Source organism: Singulisphaera sp. GP187, from assembly GCF_900129635.1.
In the GTDB taxonomy this organism is placed as follows: Bacteria; Planctomycetota; Planctomycetia; order Isosphaerales; family Isosphaeraceae; genus Singulisphaera.
On sequence record NZ_FSRB01000002.1, the window covers coordinates 1,574,535 to 1,591,988 of the forward strand.

Here is a 17,454-nt window from a genome sequence, read left to right on the forward strand (position 1 = left end):
ACCTCATCCTGATAGACTTACCGGTTATTGGTTCGAGTTAGCGACTCTGTCGATTTCAAGGATGGAGCGGCCGATCAGTTCGACGACTCGTGGGTGGACGGCATTGCCGAGGCAGCGATCTCGGTCCACGAGATGGGGAAACCCATCATCCACTCGACATACTCGGGGTGTGGGCGTGCCCTGACTGGACAGGGATCGCGGCCGGCGAGTCCGTAGAGCAGGCCAATCAATCGAGTTCCCAGCAAACTGCATGTCTGCCAGGTTTCCTTCGACCGCAGTTTCCAAGGGAAGTTTGAAACCGCGTCGACAACTGTGGGGGTAGGCAACAATCCAGGCACGGTTGCGAATGTGATCCGCTCCGATGGCCCAAGCACCCACCACGATCGGCGTTGCGGTGTAACCCGCTCGATCCAAGTCGGCGAGAACCTGGTCAGCCCCGCGAGCCCGGAGAGCAGGCACGTTCTCAGCAATGACCCAACTGGGTCGGATCTCCTTGATGAGCCTGAGCATCTGATACCAGAGGCCTGACCTCTCCCCTTCAAGTCCTTTGCCCTTGCCGGCCGTGCTAATGTCTTGACAGGGGAAGCCACCGCAGACGACGTCGATTTCACCAAGTCCATCTGCCTTCAGTCTCCTGCTACTCAGTGTGCGAACATCTTCATAGATCCAGGACTTGGGCCAATGCTTGCGTATGACGCGGCGGGCATAGCCGTCCTGCTCGCAGAAGGCGATCGTTTTCATCCCGGCTCGTTCGAGACCGAGAGAGAAGCCGCCGATACCGGAGAACAGGTCGAGGACTCGTAACTTGTTCATTGAATCTGCACGTCCACAACGTTGGCGAGCTTGGCCGTTCGGATGATCGCCTGGTTTTCTAAGCCTTGGCGACTGCTCTTGGAGCCATCCACTAACCACGGTTCGACGAGCGATTCCGGAACGATGAAACCGTCGACCTCGTAATTGACCTGATGGACCTGGTCGACCAAGTACTCCAGATAGAGCTCTTCCTTGTGCTCGATCAAAGGAGTTGCTTCGATCGCCTTTCCCCAGGCTCGAGGCTTGGAAACGAAGTCCGCAGGCTTCCCCTCTCGCTCGCGTCGCTCGTTCACTTCCTTGGCGTAGTTAGATCCGAGGTAGCAATCCATTCGAGTCCGTTTACGGAGTCGGCCAGTGAATGGATTCGGGTCGCCGGCGTCCGACTTCTTCGTCATCCTCGGTTCAGTCAAAGTCTCCAGGCTAACCAGAGTCTTTTCGTTGATTCCGCGCAAGAGCGGCTCGAGGTGGTTCACCCGAGGTCCTCTTTCGGTGTTTCGGCGGGGTAGGTGTGCGAAGGGTCCCGAGCCAACCCATAACTGGATCGACTCGGTATGATATTTAGGGTTGGATGAAGGAAGAGCCGATCGCGTCAACCGCTTATTGAAGACCGACCGCCACGACAAACGGACCGAGGGTGAAAGCCTCGAGGCTCCGCGTATCGTGCTCGGCAATCCATTGGGCCCACCGGCTGCGTGTCCCCCAAATCAGTTCGATAATGACCAACTGATCGGTGAGACGGTTCCGCTTCACGACCTCGACGCGAAACCAAAGAGGGATCCGGCTTCGACGACGGGGGCCGCGGCCCCCGTCGTCGGCGGATGGTGACCGGCGCGGTGAGAGGTCCATCGAGTCGGCTCCGACCAATCACCGATCGCCGGCCACGTTTTTGAAATCAGGTGCGGGCCCCAAGCCTACCGAAACCTGATCGGTCCAGGCCGGCCAATCCAACGCCGGCGGGCGCAGACGCGGAGAGCTCGCCAGGCGTGGCGACGTCGTCAACCGTCGCCCCCGGGCGGGAATGGCGGTCAAACTTGTGAGCGATCTTGAGGCGTGGGAGTCAGCCACGATTGGGGCTCCAGTTGGATATCGGTTGGCCATTGCGTCGCGCATCGACGCGCACCGAAGCCAGCCACTCCAGCTTCTCCGGGTCGTGCGAGCACTCTCGACTCAGCTCTCGGTATTCACCAGCACTGACGGTCTGCTTCGTCGCCTGGGTCTCAGGAGCGGCGCCGAGGATCCGTCTGATCTGCCTTGGGGTCAGGCCCGTGAGCGTCGACAAGTTCGCGACCGGCTCCCCATCGGCGGCATACCGCACGATCAGGATATTTCGCCGAGCGACCTCGAGCGCTTCACGTTGCGAATAGGGGCCAGAGAATTTTCCTGGCCTCCGTCGTGGTGTGAGAGTCGAAGTTGTTGGCATCGTCACGTCTTGGTGCATCGTCGAAGGGGACGGGCGTCGGCCCCAACCGTAGTGAACTGACCGGGGAGTGATCGATACTCCCCTCAAAAATGTTTCTCGAGGGACATAGGTTCGCGATGTCACGCGGCAAACGTCTATATCCAGGCGAGTTTCGCGACTTCACAGCCGGTCATTGTCCGTTGGGACGGTTTCACAGATGCGAGGTCATCGCGCGATCCATCCACGCTTCTGCCCTTCGTCGTGCAAGACACGGTCAGCTCCCCTCGTATTCAGCGGCATCGCCGGAATCAACCCATTCAGCCCATCTTAACACGTGTCGGCGTTTTCAGTGTACGTCAAGACACCGAAAATCGGCCAACTATCTGTACAGGGCCGAACAGGACTGGACAGCCTATTTTCCCGGAGCCATGCTTGAGCTCGGTTTACTTGCTAAAGCGCAAGCAAACCATTGCGCTTGAGCAAGGTTGCTAAGGCGCAAGATTACGCGGTTTTCCGCTTGAAATCCGAGGTGAAACGATGGGTCGAGTCGTCATCTATTACCGAGTCTCGAGCGACGAACAGTTCCAGTCGGGTGCTGGCCTCGGGGCGCAGCAAGATGCGTGCCTGCGTTATGTCGAGCGGGAAGGGCTCGAGCTGGTCGACCAGGTCGAGGAGGAAGGCGGGGTGTCGGGGGAGACACCCCTCGAACGTCGGCCCGGCCTCGTTGCCGCCGTGCAACTCCTGAAACGCGGAGATATCCTCCTGGTCTCCAAACGCGACCGAGCCGCGCGGGACACGATGATGATCGCGATGCTCGAGGCGATGTTGAAAGGGAAGCGCTGCCGTCTCGTCTCGGCCCTGGGTGAAGGGACGGAAGCGCTCGACCCCAACGACCCCATGGCCTTTCTGACCAAAGGGATCGTTGACCTCTTCTCCCAATTTGAGCTGATGATGATTCGCTTTCGTACGGCAGGTGGTCTCCGAGCCAAGCGCCGAAAGAACGAGCGGAACGGAAAAACTCCCTATGGCTGGGACCTTCACGACGACGGCCGCCGGAGCAAGATGAAGACCGACAAGGACACAGGCAGAGTTCTCAGCGGCGGCCTGCCAATCGCGCTGGTCGAGAACCCGACCGAGCAAGAGGGGCTCCGGATGATGGACCGGCTCCATCAGGCCGGTTGCTCCCTTGCGGCGATCGCCGACTCGCTGAACTCCAACTCGCTGTACACGAAGGCCGGCAAGCCTTGGGCCCGGTCGTCAGTGGCGTACTGTCTGAAGGTTTCGATCCCACTTCTGAAAGGCGGCGAGAATGAAGTCAAAGCAAAGGCGGCCGGTCCAGCGCGTGACGTTGGCGGACCAGCTCCGGGCGGCGATCGCCAACTGCAACCGATCTGAGTACGAAATTGCGACCGAGTCGGGCGTCAGCCAAGGGAGCGTGACCCGGTTCATGCGCGGCGAGCGTGACTGGACGCTCGGCACGGCCGACCACGTTGCCGAGGTCCTGGGGCTCGACCTGGCCGGCGCGAAGTACGCGCCGGCCAGCAGGCCCGGGGCGAAGCGACTGCCGAGGCGCGTCACCAGCTCGTCGTCGCCGGCGACGACGGCCGACGTCGTCCCGGAGCTCAACTGAGTCCACCTATCCCAAGTCCACGAAGGGAAAAATCAATGCCGCGAGTTATCGGTTACATGCGGGTCGCGACCGTCCAGCAAGACAACACGAGGATGTCTCTTGAGAACCAGCGGAGGCACCTGGAGATTTATGCGCGGACCCACGGTTTGGACCTGATCGACGTCATCGCGGACGAGGGGTATTCGGCGAACGACCGGCAACGTCCCGGACTCGTCGAGCTCAGGAAGAGGTTGGACAAGCACGAGATCGACGCCGTGATCGTCTGTTCTTTGGATCGACTGACTCGATCCATTGGGCTTTTGGACGAGCTCGTTCAGCGCTACTTCGACAAAAAGATCGAGCTGATCACGTTGGAGGAGGGTATCAACCAGTGCACCATCGTCGGCCGAAACACCTTCGAGCTGCTCCGGACGATCGCAGAATGGAAGCGGTTGAACATCCTGGAGACGTGAGAAACCAAACGACCCCGGCCCACGCGGGTCGAGGTCGAGGTGAGATCGGAGCTGACTGTTTCCGCGGTTGGATCCGGGCCCTGGGTGTCCAACCGGGGCGATACAGCCAACGCAGGCCGATCCCCGTCACGGGGTGAATTGCCGGCGGCGCTCTACCTGATTGAGCTACGGGCGAGCATTACGAGCTCGACCGAGGGGATTCGAACCCGCGACCTCCGTCGGCATCACAACGATACTTTGTGATTTCGGAGTGTCAAATTCCTCAGGAGGCCGCCACCCCTCCCACTCGACATACTCGATCATCGCGATACACCCGTAGAGATAGCCCACCACCAGACCGACGAGTAGCGCGATGCTGGTCGGTCCCCATTCCCACTCCCACTCCATCCGACCCCTCCCTTCGTCACACAACCGCTTGCGGATAGAGCCGACTCACCTCGTGAGGCATGGGGCCGGTGCGTCCGGCGTCTCCGGCGGGAATTGACCATCGCCCGAAAGGTGAAGGTTGCTACCGTCGGGATCCTCTCTGAACGACCCACCCCCACGGGAAATCACGGACGCTGGTTCCTCGCGACGCTCCGGAGCCGCAACGACGGCCTAGGATTTCGAGGCGGGTGCGGAGCGCGTTGATGAAGGCGACCGTGTTTTTTCTCCCCGATCGCCGATTCGAAACGGCACCGCCCTGGTCCGTCAGAACCAGGGCGGCCCGCGCCCTTCACTTCTCACCTGCAACAATCGCTCGCAACAAGACAAAACGTGCACAGAAAAATGACATCTTAGGATGTCGACAGCCAAGTGTACCACCTGATCAATCGGTCAGCGCGAGCGCTCTGCTTGACACTCCCACCAAATTTCTTCCCGATCGTCAAAATCAGGCCCTCCCAGACTCTATGTCCGGTTGATCGCTATTGGGGCGCATGAAAAAGGGCCGAGCACAACAAGTGCCCGGCCCGGGTGGGAGCTAACGCGAGACAAGACGAGGATCGGCACTCGCCCCACCTCGAGCGCAATAAAAAACGCCGTGCCCCCCGTCTCAAGGGACACGGCGTCTGTTGGTGATGTCGGAACGCCCGACGCGCGGAGTTTAACCGGGGTGCTCGATTGGTGGAAGTCACTACTCGGTTGCAACGAACTGCCGTTCCCAGACTTTCAGGAAATCCCCAATGATCTCGAAGTCTTCTTTCGTCAGATTCGCGGGGAACCTGAGATCGAACGACCTGGAACCCTTGAGGGGGAAACTCAAGGTGCGCACAGGCGATGCGTTGGTTGGAGCGGTCCACTCCGTGGATGGGTTCTGTCGGTCCATCTGTCGGTCCATCGGACTCCTCGCATCTGTGGGCCGTTCGGGGACCGCCGAATCCGTGTCGGCTTCATCCGCCGCAACGTCGCCCAGGATACCCGCCTCATTCAGGCCGGCATAGAGGATTGTCGCCCGGTACACCCTCACGGCATGTCGTGCCGCGTCTGCCGTGTAGGACCGTTCCAGCTTCAAGTAGACTTCAATCGTGTTGTCGTCAGGGAAGTGGGGTCCATAATGCTCCCAGAGTTCACGGTGTGCCTTCGGAAGAAGAGCGGCGTGCCGAATCTTCTCATCGCGATCGGGTGAGTGTTCGCGGGAGTCGGCCACGATCTGAAAGCCGAGCTCGGTGAGCTTGACTCGACGACCCTCAGCGCTGCCCTCGTCGACGGCCAACCCGTATTTCTTGAGTGCGGATACGACCAGCGAAACCGAACTCGCCTTGGGGCTGTAACCAAGGTAATTTGCGGCCGTGCTCAAGTGAATTGCGGAACGTTTCGCCTTCTGAAAGAGGATGCGGGCTTTTTCGATCGCATCCTCAAGATTGAGATAGGGAACGTTCCGTGCCCCACTGGAATTGGGCGCGATGGGCGGCCTTTCGAGGGTCCTCATGGTCTTCACTCCATTGAAAATGAGCTCTGTCCTCAGAACTGGCCGAATTAATAGCTCGCCTTCCCTGAACTGTCAATTCGGATTCTTCAGCGATCTAGGCGTGAGGACTCAGCTCGATCGGATGAGCTGGCGTGTCGGAGGTTCGGTGACCGACTCCGGCATCGACCCCCGGCCAGCAGCCGCGGTGCCGACATGACTGGGCGTTGCTCATGTCCCACCACTCAGTCCCTTCGGCTTCGGCCTGAGCAGCTCTGCCGGCTCGACGCCTACGGCATGCGCCAGGACCTCCACCATCTCGTCCGTGATCCTCGGCGATTGAATCAGGGTGTTGACCCGTTGTCGGGTCATGGGCCGGCCCACCGCCGCGGCCTTGTCGGCGAGCTCGCCAGCGGGGACCACGATCTTGGCGTGGCCAAGCCGGTAGAGATTCCACGCGACCAGGTTTCCCATGTGGACGTCATTCTCGGGCATGAAGCTCCCCCTTTGGGATGAGCCTACTCGATCACGGTTGCTCGGTCAACCGTGACGCAGGACAGCATTTGGATTTTTTAGTTGACAGGTCAATCAATGCCGTCTATAGTTCTTCAGTCAGGCATGGATAAAGAGACGGACACGAAAGGAGCTGGAGAGATGGCTAGTCGGACCGACCTGATGGGCTTCAAGCGGGGCTGGGTGGACGCGGAGCGGTTCGTGAAGGGAACCCACCGCGATCGCCGGGAGATCCGCCGTCAGCTCGCCAAGTCGGCCGACAGCTACGCCCCGTTCTGGAGAGGATACCGTGACAGCCTGCTCCAACGGCTCGAGGACTTCGCCGCGGCGATCGCCGAGGGCCGGGTTGCTCGGACCTGCCGACCGTCGCGGATCTTTTATGTGATTAACCACGAATGAAAGGGAGACTAATGGCCAAGAAGAAACCAACCCCAAAGAAACCCCCAGCTCCGCGCGTGCTGCAAGGGACGCTCGTCGTCTATGAGACGCAGACGAAGCTCAGCAGGGGCAAACGACTTTTGGCAAGCGCTCGTTTGCCTGGCGATCTTTTATATGACATCTTCATCGACTCGGCCGAACTGTGCGTTTCACTCGAACGCCAGGGGTTTGCCACTCGAGTCGTCGATCTCAAGGATCTGGTCAACGCCATTTTCTACGCCGAGGAGCGATCATGACCCACGTCCAAGCCCTGGCTGGCAACCGAACCGGCATTCAGCCCACCACGTGCAACGGCCACTTGGCCCACCACGATAGCTTCGCCGACAACCACCTGACCCATGGTGGGCCGGTGGCGCTGCTCGTCACGGTGTACCGTTGCGAGCTCTGCAACCATCGGGTGGTGCTCGAGCGGATCGCCGAGTCGGACCGGCCCGACAGCACCATCGAGCTGGCCCACCAGGTCGTCAACGACTACCTCCCGATGGGGCCTCGGCAGATGGTCAAGGCCCTGGCGGGGTTGATGGGAGTTGATCGTTGAATCCCAGGGTGGGAGCTTCTTGCCGGAGGATCCAACAAGTAGAGTGACGGTATGACTGACATCGAACGTGAAGCCCTGGAACTCGCCCGCAGAAAGTGCGTCGGCCGCTACACCATCCGCCACATCGAAGCGTGGGTGAGGTTGGCCGAACGAGGGCTGGTCCACGTCGTCAGAGACGACTCGGGTTCTTGGTACGAGCTCACAGACTTGGGATCGGACGAGCTGGGCATTCAGGAACCAGCGAGGGCGCCCGGGGACGGGATGCCCACCGCGGCGGACTGATCGCCGCGTTTCCAGGCCTCAAGAAAGGCCTTCCCCTTGTCACTCAGGTAGACCTGATGCTTGCCCCAGGTGAAGGCCCGATCGCTGTGTGAACTCTCCTTCCACGTGATGTTGAGGTAGCCTGAAGCGATCAGGCCCGCGTAATCGCCGAGCCCGTCGCCCGTGCAGACCGTGCCCCCTCCGGCGCGTTCCAACGCGAGCAATAGGTCGACGGACTTCCTGTCGAACGCCTCATTGAGGGCCATCAGGAGAAACTTCCAGGCCCGGATGGATTCCGTGGTGATCTTTTTCAGGTGGTGGAGGGCATGGCAGTTTCCGCAGAGGGCGAGCAAGTTCGACGGATCGTCCGAGCCGGCTTCGGACACGTAGACGATGTGGTGGATGTCGAGGGTCAAGATCGTCCGGCAGACCGGCACAGCACAACGATAGCCCGCCTCATGCAGGACAGCCATTCGGGTGGCTGGTGAAAGAGGGTTACGTTTCTTTGACACAGGTGATGACCACCCAAACGAAAACGCCCCCACCGGGCCATCACGCACCGGCAGGGGCGAACGATCGGGGCAAGCCCCGATTCGAGTTGTGGCGTGGTGATGGGCACGCGATGGAGGGGAGTCTACCGCCGGCGTGGACGGTGGACAAGAGGCCGCTTTGGGGGGCATTTCAGTCGCCCCAAACTCTTCTTAATTCTCAGGCCCATCTTCCTCTTAGAGGATTTACCCAAGGGTCGATCGAGATCGACTCTGCCGTGCCGCTGAACGTAATCGCCGATTACATCAAAGACCAAAGTTTCGTCATCGCTGATCTGCCCTCCGTTGCGACGCACGGACTTGAAGGCGAAGAGGGCCGCATTCAAGAGCACGACCGGATCATTGGGGTCATTGAGGCCGGGATTGATTCGTCCGGCATTGTACCGGGCAAGGTGTACCGCATGCTTAAGTTCTCGGATCTCCAGCTCGACTTCGGCCCTCTTGTTCTTCAAGGCTTCGCGGCGGGCCTCGAACTCTCGTAAGGTACGAAAATCACAACGCTTCGTATCTGCCAAGCGAATGCAAAGTTGTTGAATATCTGCTTGTAACTCTCCGATGCGTTCAAGTACCTGATGGATGTAGACGGGGCCATGGTGCCGATCGGGAGGTTGTGTGCCGGACTGGGGTAGGCACTCGTGACCATCGCCTTCGATCTCGTTGGAAACTTCTTCGGGATCCATCGTCCATCCAGAACCTGGCTAAATGAAAACACCCCCACCCGGGCCGTAATCCCGGATGAGGGCGCAGACCCAGGGCAAGCCCTGGGTTGGTTCGAAGCGTGATTACGGCACGCGATGGCCGAAGTGTACCCTGCCCCGTTCAGGTGGACAAGAGATCCGATCATGACGGAGATATCGGATCGATCGGATTGTGAGGAGGGAACTTAACCAGTCCGTCGCTTGTTAGATCGACCAACGCCAGTTAGAGTAATTTCCGGTTCATGCTTGTTAGCGGGTTATCCGACCAAGACGCCCCGCGACCGGCCAAACACAGAGGACTCAGAAATGTCCGCTTCCGCCCGCAAGGGGCCGTCGTGCCCCCGTGGCGTCCGTGCGTCCCTGCACAGTGAACGCCGATTCTACCTTGACCTCTGGTCCAAATTCAAGCAGGTGCGCGTTGCTACCCCGGCGACCCTGCCAGTCGACGTCCAGCCTGTCCGAACCTGCGCGGCCGACGCGACGGAAGGGGGTGTCGCTTGACCATCCCGATCCGCGACAACCTCGAGTCCAGCAATCCTTCGACCGACGAAGTCGAACGCCACCTGGAAATCTGGACGAACACGTCGATCCCGTTCAGCCGACGGATCCTTTCCTACCACTGGCTGGAAAAGATCGGCATCAGCGCGCCGCTCCCCGAAGGCTGGTCGGATGAGGAGCTCCCGGAGAAGACGCCGACGGGCCCGACCTACTCGCAAGGCAATCCTCGCGAGAAGTTCAACGTCTACCGGGCGAAGACGGGGCATCCCGACGGAGTTTTGCAAAGCCGCGAGGCGGAGCGTGATCTACTCGCGATCCTCGCCCGCGATGCCTCGCACGTTGGGGTGGTCCGGGAGATCCTCGTCGTCGAGGACATGGAGCTCGCGGCGCACCGAGTCCTCTTTCATTCGATCACCGACCTGAACGCGGCGGGAACACAGCCTGATCGGCCCCATCTCACGGAGGCGTTGGTTCAGGCCGGCGTCCCCGAACTGATCCGGGAGCAGGTGCTCGACGCGGTGCTCGCGGCCGAGCCCAACCCGGAGAACCTCCAATCCCTGGCCGGGATCATCAGGGACAAGGCGTTCTCTCGACGCACGAGAGAAGCTCTGGTCGACGTGCTCGACGAAGCGGCGTCTGGTAGGCATACGGCCGCCGAACTGGCTTCCCGGGTCGAGGCGACGATCCTCAGCCTGGTCCGGATCGAGTCCCTCTCTGAGTGGGAGGAACCGAACCTCGACAAGCCGACTCCCCCCATTGCGTTTCCCTTGGAGGTCTTTCCCAAGCGGCTCGTCGAGCTGATCCTTCCGGCTTCCGAGACCCTTTCGTGTTCGCCCGATTTCCTGGCCGTGCCCTGCCTGACGGCCGCGGGCGCGGCGATCGGCGCGACGGTCGCGCTTGAGATCAAGAAATCATGGAGCGAGCGTGCGAACCTGTTCACGGCCATCGTCGGCCGGCCAGGCGCGGCCAAGTCTCCCGCGCTGGCGGTCGCGACGGCGCCAATCGTCGAACTCCAATGGGAGCTCGCGTTTGACTTCCTGCTCGAATCCGACGCGAAGAGCAACAAGCGGAAGAAGGCGATGAAGCTCGCCAAATCCAAGGAGGAACGCGACGCGGCGCAACGGAAGCTGAAACTGGAGGAGGACGAAGAGAATTCCCGAATGACCGAGATCAACGTCTCTGATACGACGTGTGAGGCCGTGTCCGACCTGCTCGCGAACAACCCGCGGGGGATCATCATGGTCCGCGACGAGCTGGCCGGCTGGCTGAACAGCCTCAACCAGTACAAGAACGGATCCGGCGATGACCGTGATTTCTACCTCTCGCTATGGAACGGCGCTCCGCAGAAGAAGAACCGGGTGAGCCAGGGGCCGATGCCGGTCCATGCCCGCCGCCCATTCTTCGCCGCGACCGGCGCGATCACGCCGAGCAAGCTCGACCGGTTCACCGAAGACAAGAACGGCCGCTATGTCGATGACGGATTCCTCGACCGGATGCTTCTCAGTTATCCGTCCGAGGTCAGGTTCAAATGGAGCTGGGACGATGTGACTGGCGACGCGGTTTCCGACTGGTCGAAAGCGTTCCGCCGGCTCTGGAACCGGGAGATGGTTGTCGACGACGTGATGGGGGGCAAGGCGGTTCACCTCCCCTTCGACGACGCGGCGAAAAAGGCGTGGGAATCCTGGATCACGGCCCACATGAACGAGACTTACGAATCCGATTTCCCCGACCATCTCGTGGGTCCGTGGTCGAAATTCCGGACCCAGTGCGCCCGACTCATTCTGATTCTCGACCAGCTCCGCTGGGCGTATGACGCCAAGCGAGGGGCGAAGGCGGGCGCCGTGGGCGTGAAGTCAGTCGAGTCCGCGATCCAACTCGTGGACTACTTCAAGGCCCATTTCCGGCGGGTCGTCCAGATCCAGGCCGGCAACCAAGACAACCCCGACGCGCGTGACGTGCTCGACTGGGCGATCAACCGCGGCTCATCCCGATTCAGCGAACGCGAGGCCAAGGGGAATTTCCGAGCCAGGATCAAGGAATCGAAGTCATTCCTGACCCATGCGGTGGCCTGGCTGATCGAGCGGCATTGCATCCGGCCGCTCCCCGCCCCGGTTAAGGCCGTGGGCCGGACCGCCAAAGCGGCCTACGAAATTAATCCCCACCTCCTCAATTCCCCTAGTTCGAATACACAAAATACACGAAATTCGCAACGTGGTGCGGGGTAATGACTTAACCTGCGCATTCGAATACGCACGTAATACACGAAATGCACAAAACTCCCCCAACCGGTGTATTCGAATACACCAGTTGCACCGATCCCGGGGCTCTGGAGCGTGGCTCTAGTTTTGTGTATTACGGGGGAATTTCGTGTAGTTCGAATGCGCAGGTTAACCCTAGTCGTTGCAATGACTTAGGTTATTACGTGTATTTTGTGTATTCGAACCAGAGAAAAGAAATGGAGAGGGGCGGTTGGGAAATCGCGGGGGCGCATAAAACGGCCCCCGGGTTATCCGACCAAAGACGCCCCCGGGGGCCGCAAACTCAGAGGTATCCTGCCCACTCATTGTCCATTATGGAGTGATCGAATGACCACGTCAATGGAATTCGCAAGCAAGGTTGCCCACTTTGTCCTGACGGGCAGATGGGCAGCGAGGATGACGGGATTCGAACCCGCAACCTCTGGCGTGACAGGCCAGTGCTCTAACCAGTTGAGCTACATCCCCAACACTTCAAGTCTTCATGCGGAGCAGCAGTTCTTCAACGGCCGACTCCTGGAAATCAACGAAGCCCCTGAGAACAAAAGCCTCGCTTTTCCAGCGAGGATGACGGGGCTCGAACCCGCAACCTCCGGCGTGACAGGCCGGTGCTCTAACCAATTGAGCTACATCCCCAACACTCAGTGTTCAACGTTCGTGTTGAGGAAATTATCTTACGGCCTGAGGGGGGGGGATGTCAAGAGACAGGGGTTGCCGCTCCGCGAAATGGCCGTTAGGCTTGCACTTCTCCCCACATGGAGCGTCGTCCAACCCATGGATTTGCCTGAGCTTGTTGGGCACGAGGCTGAAGCCTCGTGCTTCGAGAATCGGACGAGAGGATCACGCGACGTGCAGATCACCAAGGCGGTTATCACGGCGGCCGGCCGGGGAGCCCGGCAGTATCCGGCCTCCGATACCGTGCAAAAAGCAATGCTACCGCTGGTCGATCGTGACGGGCTGACCAAGCCGATCCTCCAGATCATCGCCGAAGAGGCCATCGAGAGCGGGATCGAAGAGATCTGCATCGTCAGCGCTCCGGGTGACGAGTCGGTCTACCGAAGCCATTTCCGCAATTACGCGCAGAACTTGCGGTCTTCATTCCGAGGTTTCGAGTGGGCCGAGGAACAAGCACGCCGACTTGACGACCTGGAGCAACGGCTTCGGTTCGCCGTTCAGCCCGAGCCTGAAGGGTACGGCCACGCGGTCTGGTGCGCCCGCGAGTTCGTCGCCGACGCTCCCTTTCTCTTGCTGCTGGGTGACCACCTCTATATCTCGAGCGAGACGAGGCGTTGCGCCCGGCAACTGATCGACCTGGTGGCGGACGAAGGCTGCTCGGTCTCCGGGGTGCAGGCGACCCGGGAACATCTGATTCACCAGTACGGTACGCTGACCGGGAAACGGCGGCATGACCTGCCGGCCGTCTACGCGATCGATGAGATTATCGAGAAGCCGAACCCGACGCTGGCCGAATTGAGGCTCCAGGTGCCCGGCCTTCGTGCGGGGCACTACCTCTGTTTCTTCGGTATTCACGTGCTGAGCCCCGCGGTCTTCGACCTGCTCGATCACCTCGTCAGGACCGATGTGCGGGAGCAGGGGCAGATTCAACTGACCACAGCTCTGAATGAGCTTGCGCGTCGGGAGAAATACCTGGCACTCGAGACCCGCGGTTCGCGATACAACCTCGGTGTGAAGTTCGGGTTTGTTGAAGCGCAGATCGCCCTGGCGCTCGCCGGCGCGGACCGTGAGCGAATGCTTGCCGGTCTGCTCGAGTCGATCGTGCGGATCGAACAAAACCACGTCGTTTCGGACCAGGCGCTTTGAGGGGACCCGCTCGCTTGGCCGAGTGAAGACTGGAATGGAATGCCTCGCGTTGTTTGAGGATCGGCTGGCCGCGGGTTGCCAACGGATAACACGCTCGGAACCGGTGCGGGAACCCCTGGGCCGGTGGCTTTCAGGTTCCGAGTCGGGAACCTTCAGCACTCGGACTTCCCTCGCGATTGGCCTCAAATCGGCCTACTGAGATAGGCTCTAGGGCGGCTCATGAGTTTTCGCGGATCGCTGCTGATCGACACCATCACGAGCTCTGACCCGAGCGTTCGCAATCGCTCGGTCCGCGACCTGATCGCGGGGGCTTCGACCGAGGAGATCCTCCTCGCCTGCGAGGATCTGGAAACGTTCCGCCAGTCGGCTGAGAACCTGTACGAACGGGTTCGTGCCTCGATGTTTCTCCACGCGATCTATCGCTATGCGCTCCAGGACGACGCGGGCCTGCGCGAAACGGGCCACATCCCGTTCGACGGGTTCAAGGATTTGATGGGGCGGCGGTTCGAACAGGCGATCGCCTCGTTTCGCGGGTCGATGGATCGCGAACGGCCGAATGGTGCGATTGCCAGTGCCTTGGCGCAATCCTATGAGCAACTGACCTATCAGACGCTCGCCGACCAGGTGCGCCGCTCGGTCCGGAGCTGCCGCGGCAATCGTTGGATGTTCCGGGTCGGCCAAGCCGACGAGCAACCGCTCCGGCTTCATCCCACGCTGTTGGAGCGCGACTCGGATCAGTCGCTCTTCCCGATTCTGGTGGAACGCACCCCGGTCCGGCTCGACCTCTCCCACAGCGCCTGGTCCGACATCTTTTTCCTCGGCATGGATTTTCCCGAGGGGGCCCGCGTCCTGAACATCTCGGTCGACCTGGGCGTCCACGGCCGTGACGAGCACCCTCGGCCGCCGATCGAGACCTATGTCCGCGCCATCCCCGAGCCGTTGCTCCGGCTGACGAGTATCGACTTAAACGCATGCAAGGATGTGACGACGCTTGAGGAGCTCTTCAACTTCGGCAACGACTATCTGGGCCTGATCAAGGCCGGGGTCATTGCCTCGGGTTTGGTCCCTCCGTCGTTCGAAGGCACCGCGAACCGGCTCGACGAGCTGCTCGGGCACATCGTCCGGCCCGGCTACGGCCTGGAAGTCGTGAGCAAGGTCAACGATATCCCCAAGGGATCGCGGCTGGCCGTGTCGACGAATCTGCTGGCCTCGTTGATCAGCCTCCTGATGCGCGCCACGGGCCAGACGAGGAACTTGACCGGCCCACTCGACCCGGAAGCAGCGCGCGTGGTGGTGGCCCGCGCGATCCTCGGCGAATGGATCGGCGGGTCCGGTGGAGGTTGGCAGGACTCGGGAGGAACCTTCCCCGGGGTCAAAGTCATCCACGGCGTTCCGGCGAGCGAGTCGGACCCGGAAAAAGGGGTGAGCCGGGGCCGTCTGCTCCCTGAATACGAGCTGCTCGACGGCAGTGCGGGTGATTCGGCACTCGCGCAATTCCAGGAGGCGCTGGCGGAGAGCCTGGTGTTGGTCCACGGCGGCATGGCGCAGAACGTCGGGCCGATCCTGAACATGGTGACGGAAAAATACCTCCTGCGCAGCGGTGAGGAGTGGGAGGCGAGGCAGGAGGCACTCGAGATTTTCGAGGCGATCGTCCAGGCCGTCAAGCGAGCCGACGTGCGGGCCGTCGGAGCGCTGACCACGCGCAACTGGGAAGGGCCGCTCAAGCGGATCATCCCGTGGGTCAGTAACCAGTTCACCGAGACGATCATTCGCGAGGCGAAGGAGACCCTGGGAGACGACTTTTGGGGGTTCTTGATGCTCGGCGGAATGTCGGGAGGGGGCATGGGCTTTTTCGTCGCCCCGCATCGACAGGCCGCGTTCCGTGGCGAAATCGCCGAGATCATGGCGCGAGCGAAGGCTGCGCTCGACGACGCGATGCCGTTCGCGATGGAGCCGGTCGTCTACGGATTTCGGGTCAACCCGTTCGGCACGTTCGCCGCACTCCAGTGTGGCGCAGCCGCGATGATGCCGTCGCGGTATTACACGCTCCAGGTCCCGCGGATGATCGCCGCGGGGACCGGTGCGCTCGACCCGTTGCGGATGTCGGACGTCGACCATTTCGCGAACCAGAGCCGCGATACCAGCGAGTTGCTCCGCGTCTTCCGGACGATGATTAACAACCTTTTCCCGGTCACCCAAGCCGCGGCCGACTCGACCGCGAACTCGTGGGATCAGGACTCGGAGCGGATTCGCCGCGAGAATGGCTTCGACCCGGTCCAGCACGTGCAGCTTCGCGAGGATCTTCAGCGCGGCCGGATCGGCCTGGCGCTCAACCGCCTCCCGATCGCGACAGACATTCGTGACGTCGAGGACTCCGACCTGATCTTCGCCCGCGAGGAGTCGACGGCGCCGGAGCTGATCCGGAACGGCGTCCAGGCACTCCGGCACGGCGAGGTGGCCGTCGTGACGCTCGCCGCGGGGGTCGGTAGTCGCTGGACCACCGGCGCGGGGGTCGTCAAGGCGATCAACCCGTTCGTGATGCTGGCGGGCCGGCATCGCAGCTTTCTGGAACTCCATCTGGCCAAGACCCGAAAGTCGCAACGGCGGTTCGAAGTCGCGATCCCCCACGTGGTCACGACCAGCTACCTCACCCATGCGGCCATCGAACGGCACTTGAGCCGTTCGGCGAACTACGGCCACGATGGTCCGGTCTACCTGTCACGCGGCCAGTCGATCGGACAGCGCTTGATACCGATGGATCGCGATCTCTCGTTCCTCTGGGAGGAAGGGGCCCACGAAACGCTCGACGAGAACAAGCAGAAAGTCCGCGACGCCAGCCGTCGCGCGATCCTCGACTGGGCGCGGGGCCGTGGAGAAGGGACCGACTACGTCGACAACGTCCCGATCCAGCGGTTTAACCCTCCCGGCCACTTCTACGAGGTGCCGAACCTGCTGCGCAACGGCGTTCTTGCCCGGCTGATCGCGGAGCACCCCAACCTCAACTGGCTGATGGTCCACAACATCGACACCTTGGGGGTGCATCTCGATCCGACCGTGCTCGGTCTGGCGATCGAGTCGAAGTCGACCCTGGGCTTTGAAGTCATTGCCCGTCGGATCGACGACCGGGGCGGTGGCCTCGCTCGCGTGGGCGGCCGGCTACGCCTGCTCGAGGGGCTGGCCCAGCCGCGCGAGGATACCGAGTTCGCGCTGCGGTACTACAGCTCGAACACGACATGGGTCCATATTGACTCATTGCTCGATGCGTTTCAGCTCAGCCGTGCCGACTTGAACGCCAACGACACCAAAGTCGCCGCCGCCGTCCGTACAATGGCCGCGCGGGTACCGACCTACGTGACGATCAAGGACGTCAAGCGGCGCTGGGGTCATGGCCAGGAGGATGTGTTCCCGGTCGCCCAGTTCGAGAAGCTCTGGGGCGATCTGACCTCACTTCCCGACTTGCCCTGCTCGTTCCTCGCCGTCGATCGCCAGCGCGGACAACAGCTCAAGGATACCGCCCAGCTCGACGGGTGGGCGAACGACGGAAGCCGGGAATACGTTCAATCGATTTGCGACTTCGACGCGTAATTTGCGGCGTGGATGCCTTCTTTGATGCGAAGGCGGTTTGTAGGCTCTTTGCGGCTCAGGATTCCGTCTTTTTCGACCCGGTTAAGACCGGGAGAGGACTGGCCGATATCCCAAAACAGT

The 17,454-nt window shown here is 61.2% G+C and carries 17 protein-coding genes and 2 tRNA genes; 11 read left to right on the plus strand and 8 right to left on the minus strand.

Annotation, left to right across the window (positions count from 1 at the left end):
* Positions 1-24: 24 nt before the first annotated feature.
* The 3 genes from BUS42_RS30715 to BUS42_RS30730 all read right to left on the minus strand — a co-directional run bounded on the left by BUS42_RS30715 (position 25) and on the right by BUS42_RS30730 (position 2,233).
* The gene (locus BUS42_RS30715; protein ID WP_074313442.1) at positions 25-813 is read right to left on the minus strand and encodes a DNA cytosine methyltransferase; all 789 of its coding nucleotides are present in this window, start codon (positions 811-813) and stop codon (positions 25-27) included.
* On the minus strand, positions 810-1,286 hold the full coding sequence (locus tag BUS42_RS30720) for a hypothetical protein (RefSeq protein ID WP_074313444.1): 477 nt from the start codon (positions 1,284-1,286) through the stop codon (positions 810-812). The genes BUS42_RS30715 and BUS42_RS30720 overlap by 4 nt, the downstream gene beginning before the upstream one ends.
* Before the next feature lie 584 nt (positions 1,287-1,870).
* A complete protein-coding gene (locus BUS42_RS30730; RefSeq protein WP_143206575.1) occupies positions 1,871-2,233 on the minus strand; it encodes a hypothetical protein in 363 nt (120 codons plus the stop codon).
* Positions 2,234-2,749: 516 nt separating this feature from the next.
* Here BUS42_RS30730 and BUS42_RS30735 point away from each other — a divergent pair.
* The 3 genes from BUS42_RS30735 to BUS42_RS30745 are packed head-to-tail and all read left to right on the plus strand — an operon-like array spanning position 2,750 to position 4,294.
* The gene (locus BUS42_RS30735; RefSeq protein WP_074313450.1) at positions 2,750-3,607 is read left to right on the plus strand and encodes a recombinase family protein; all 858 of its coding nucleotides are present in this window, start codon (positions 2,750-2,752) and stop codon (positions 3,605-3,607) included.
* The gene (locus BUS42_RS30740; RefSeq protein ID WP_143206576.1) at positions 3,522-3,842 is read left to right on the plus strand and encodes a helix-turn-helix domain-containing protein; all 321 of its coding nucleotides are present in this window, start codon (positions 3,522-3,524) and stop codon (positions 3,840-3,842) included. Before BUS42_RS30735 ends, BUS42_RS30740 begins: the two co-directional genes overlap by 86 nt.
* Positions 3,843-3,877: 35 nt before the next feature.
* Positions 3,878-4,294: a recombinase family protein gene (locus BUS42_RS30745; protein ID WP_083670827.1), complete on the plus strand. Its 417-nt coding sequence runs from the start codon at positions 3,878-3,880 to the stop codon at positions 4,292-4,294.
* 1,114 nt (positions 4,295-5,408) lie between these two features.
* On the opposite strand, the gene BUS42_RS30755 is transcribed toward BUS42_RS30745, so the two are convergent.
* Both BUS42_RS30755 and BUS42_RS30760 read right to left on the minus strand, forming a co-directional pair.
* Positions 5,409-6,203 (minus strand): hypothetical protein, encoded by a 795-nt coding sequence (locus tag BUS42_RS30755; RefSeq protein WP_074313458.1) that lies wholly within the window; start codon positions 6,201-6,203, stop codon positions 5,409-5,411.
* Positions 6,204-6,410: 207 nt separating this feature from the next.
* On the minus strand, positions 6,411-6,674 hold the full coding sequence (locus BUS42_RS30760) for a hypothetical protein (protein WP_074313460.1): 264 nt from the start codon (positions 6,672-6,674) through the stop codon (positions 6,411-6,413).
* A gap of 159 nt (positions 6,675-6,833) precedes the next feature.
* On the opposite strand from BUS42_RS30760, the gene BUS42_RS30765 reads away from it, so the two are divergent.
* The 3 genes from BUS42_RS30765 to BUS42_RS30775 are packed head-to-tail and all read left to right on the plus strand — an operon-like array spanning position 6,834 to position 7,668.
* Positions 6,834-7,091, plus strand: coding sequence for a hypothetical protein (locus tag BUS42_RS30765; RefSeq protein ID WP_074313462.1), 258 nt, complete (start codon positions 6,834-6,836; stop codon positions 7,089-7,091).
* Between the two features lie 11 nt (positions 7,092-7,102).
* Positions 7,103-7,366 carry a hypothetical protein gene (locus BUS42_RS30770; RefSeq protein WP_074313466.1) on the plus strand — a complete coding sequence of 88 codons (264 nt, stop codon included), beginning with the start codon at positions 7,103-7,105 and terminating at the stop codon, positions 7,364-7,366.
* A complete protein-coding gene (locus tag BUS42_RS30775) occupies positions 7,363-7,668 on the plus strand; it encodes a hypothetical protein (protein WP_074313468.1) in 306 nt (101 codons plus the stop codon). The genes BUS42_RS30770 and BUS42_RS30775 overlap by 4 nt, the downstream gene beginning before the upstream one ends.
* 230 nt (positions 7,669-7,898) lie before the next feature.
* On the opposite strand, the gene BUS42_RS30785 is transcribed toward BUS42_RS30775, so the two are convergent.
* Positions 7,899-8,402, minus strand: coding sequence for an HNH endonuclease (locus BUS42_RS30785; RefSeq protein WP_159452315.1), 504 nt, complete (start codon positions 8,400-8,402; stop codon positions 7,899-7,901).
* A gap of 44 nt (positions 8,403-8,446) precedes the next feature.
* On the opposite strand from BUS42_RS30785, the gene BUS42_RS43900 reads away from it, so the two are divergent.
* From BUS42_RS43900 to BUS42_RS30795, 3 genes are all read left to right on the plus strand, one after another.
* On the plus strand, positions 8,447-8,959 hold the full coding sequence (locus BUS42_RS43900) for a hypothetical protein (RefSeq protein WP_159452316.1): 513 nt from the start codon (positions 8,447-8,449) through the stop codon (positions 8,957-8,959).
* 522 nt (positions 8,960-9,481) lie between these two features.
* A complete protein-coding gene (locus BUS42_RS43200; protein WP_143206577.1) occupies positions 9,482-9,676 on the plus strand; it encodes a hypothetical protein in 195 nt (64 codons plus the stop codon).
* On the plus strand, positions 9,673-11,898 hold the full coding sequence (locus tag BUS42_RS30795; protein WP_074313476.1) for a DUF3987 domain-containing protein: 2,226 nt from the start codon (positions 9,673-9,675) through the stop codon (positions 11,896-11,898). The genes BUS42_RS43200 and BUS42_RS30795 overlap by 4 nt, the downstream gene beginning before the upstream one ends.
* A 424-nt stretch (positions 11,899-12,322) precedes the next feature.
* Here the strand turns inward: BUS42_RS30795 and BUS42_RS30800 are convergent.
* A tRNA-Asp gene (locus BUS42_RS30800) sits at positions 12,323-12,396 on the minus strand.
* A 94-nt stretch (positions 12,397-12,490) separates the two neighbouring features.
* Positions 12,491-12,564 (minus strand) — tRNA-Asp (locus BUS42_RS30805).
* A gap of 213 nt (positions 12,565-12,777) precedes the next feature.
* Here BUS42_RS30805 and BUS42_RS30810 point away from each other — a divergent pair.
* Positions 12,778-13,749 (plus strand): UTP--glucose-1-phosphate uridylyltransferase, encoded by a 972-nt coding sequence (locus tag BUS42_RS30810; RefSeq protein ID WP_159452317.1) that lies wholly within the window; start codon positions 12,778-12,780, stop codon positions 13,747-13,749.
* Between the two features lie 219 nt (positions 13,750-13,968).
* Positions 13,969-17,334, plus strand: coding sequence for a UTP--glucose-1-phosphate uridylyltransferase (locus tag BUS42_RS30815; protein WP_074313480.1), 3,366 nt, complete (start codon positions 13,969-13,971; stop codon positions 17,332-17,334).
* Positions 17,335-17,454: the final 120 nt, after the last annotated feature.

Bases quoted from the DNA above. Each gene is read 5' to 3' on its own strand.
- BUS42_RS30715 (WP_074313442.1), bottom strand. From the start codon at position 813: ATGAACAAGTTACGAGTCCTCGACCTGTTCTCCGGTATCGGCGGCTTC.
- BUS42_RS30730 (WP_143206575.1), bottom strand. From the start codon at position 2,233: ATGCCAACAACTTCGACTCTCACACCACGACGGAGGCCAGGAAAATTC.
- BUS42_RS30735 (WP_074313450.1), top strand. From the start codon at position 2,750: ATGGGTCGAGTCGTCATCTATTACCGAGTCTCGAGCGACGAACAGTTC.
- BUS42_RS30740 (WP_143206576.1), top strand. From the start codon at position 3,522: ATGAAGTCAAAGCAAAGGCGGCCGGTCCAGCGCGTGACGTTGGCGGAC.
- BUS42_RS30745 (WP_083670827.1), top strand. From the start codon at position 3,878: ATGCCGCGAGTTATCGGTTACATGCGGGTCGCGACCGTCCAGCAAGAC.
- BUS42_RS30755 (WP_074313458.1), bottom strand. From the start codon at position 6,203: ATGAGGACCCTCGAAAGGCCGCCCATCGCGCCCAATTCCAGTGGGGCA.
- BUS42_RS30760 (WP_074313460.1), bottom strand. From the start codon at position 6,674: ATGCCCGAGAATGACGTCCACATGGGAAACCTGGTCGCGTGGAATCTC.
- BUS42_RS30765 (WP_074313462.1), top strand. From the start codon at position 6,834: ATGGCTAGTCGGACCGACCTGATGGGCTTCAAGCGGGGCTGGGTGGAC.
- BUS42_RS30770 (WP_074313466.1), top strand. From the start codon at position 7,103: ATGGCCAAGAAGAAACCAACCCCAAAGAAACCCCCAGCTCCGCGCGTG.
- BUS42_RS30775 (WP_074313468.1), top strand. From the start codon at position 7,363: ATGACCCACGTCCAAGCCCTGGCTGGCAACCGAACCGGCATTCAGCCC.
- BUS42_RS30785 (WP_159452315.1), bottom strand. From the start codon at position 8,402: ATGGCTGTCCTGCATGAGGCGGGCTATCGTTGTGCTGTGCCGGTCTGC.
- BUS42_RS43900 (WP_159452316.1), top strand. From the start codon at position 8,447: ATGACCACCCAAACGAAAACGCCCCCACCGGGCCATCACGCACCGGCA.
- BUS42_RS43200 (WP_143206577.1), top strand. From the start codon at position 9,482: ATGTCCGCTTCCGCCCGCAAGGGGCCGTCGTGCCCCCGTGGCGTCCGT.
- BUS42_RS30815 (WP_074313480.1), top strand. From the start codon at position 13,969: ATGAGTTTTCGCGGATCGCTGCTGATCGACACCATCACGAGCTCTGAC.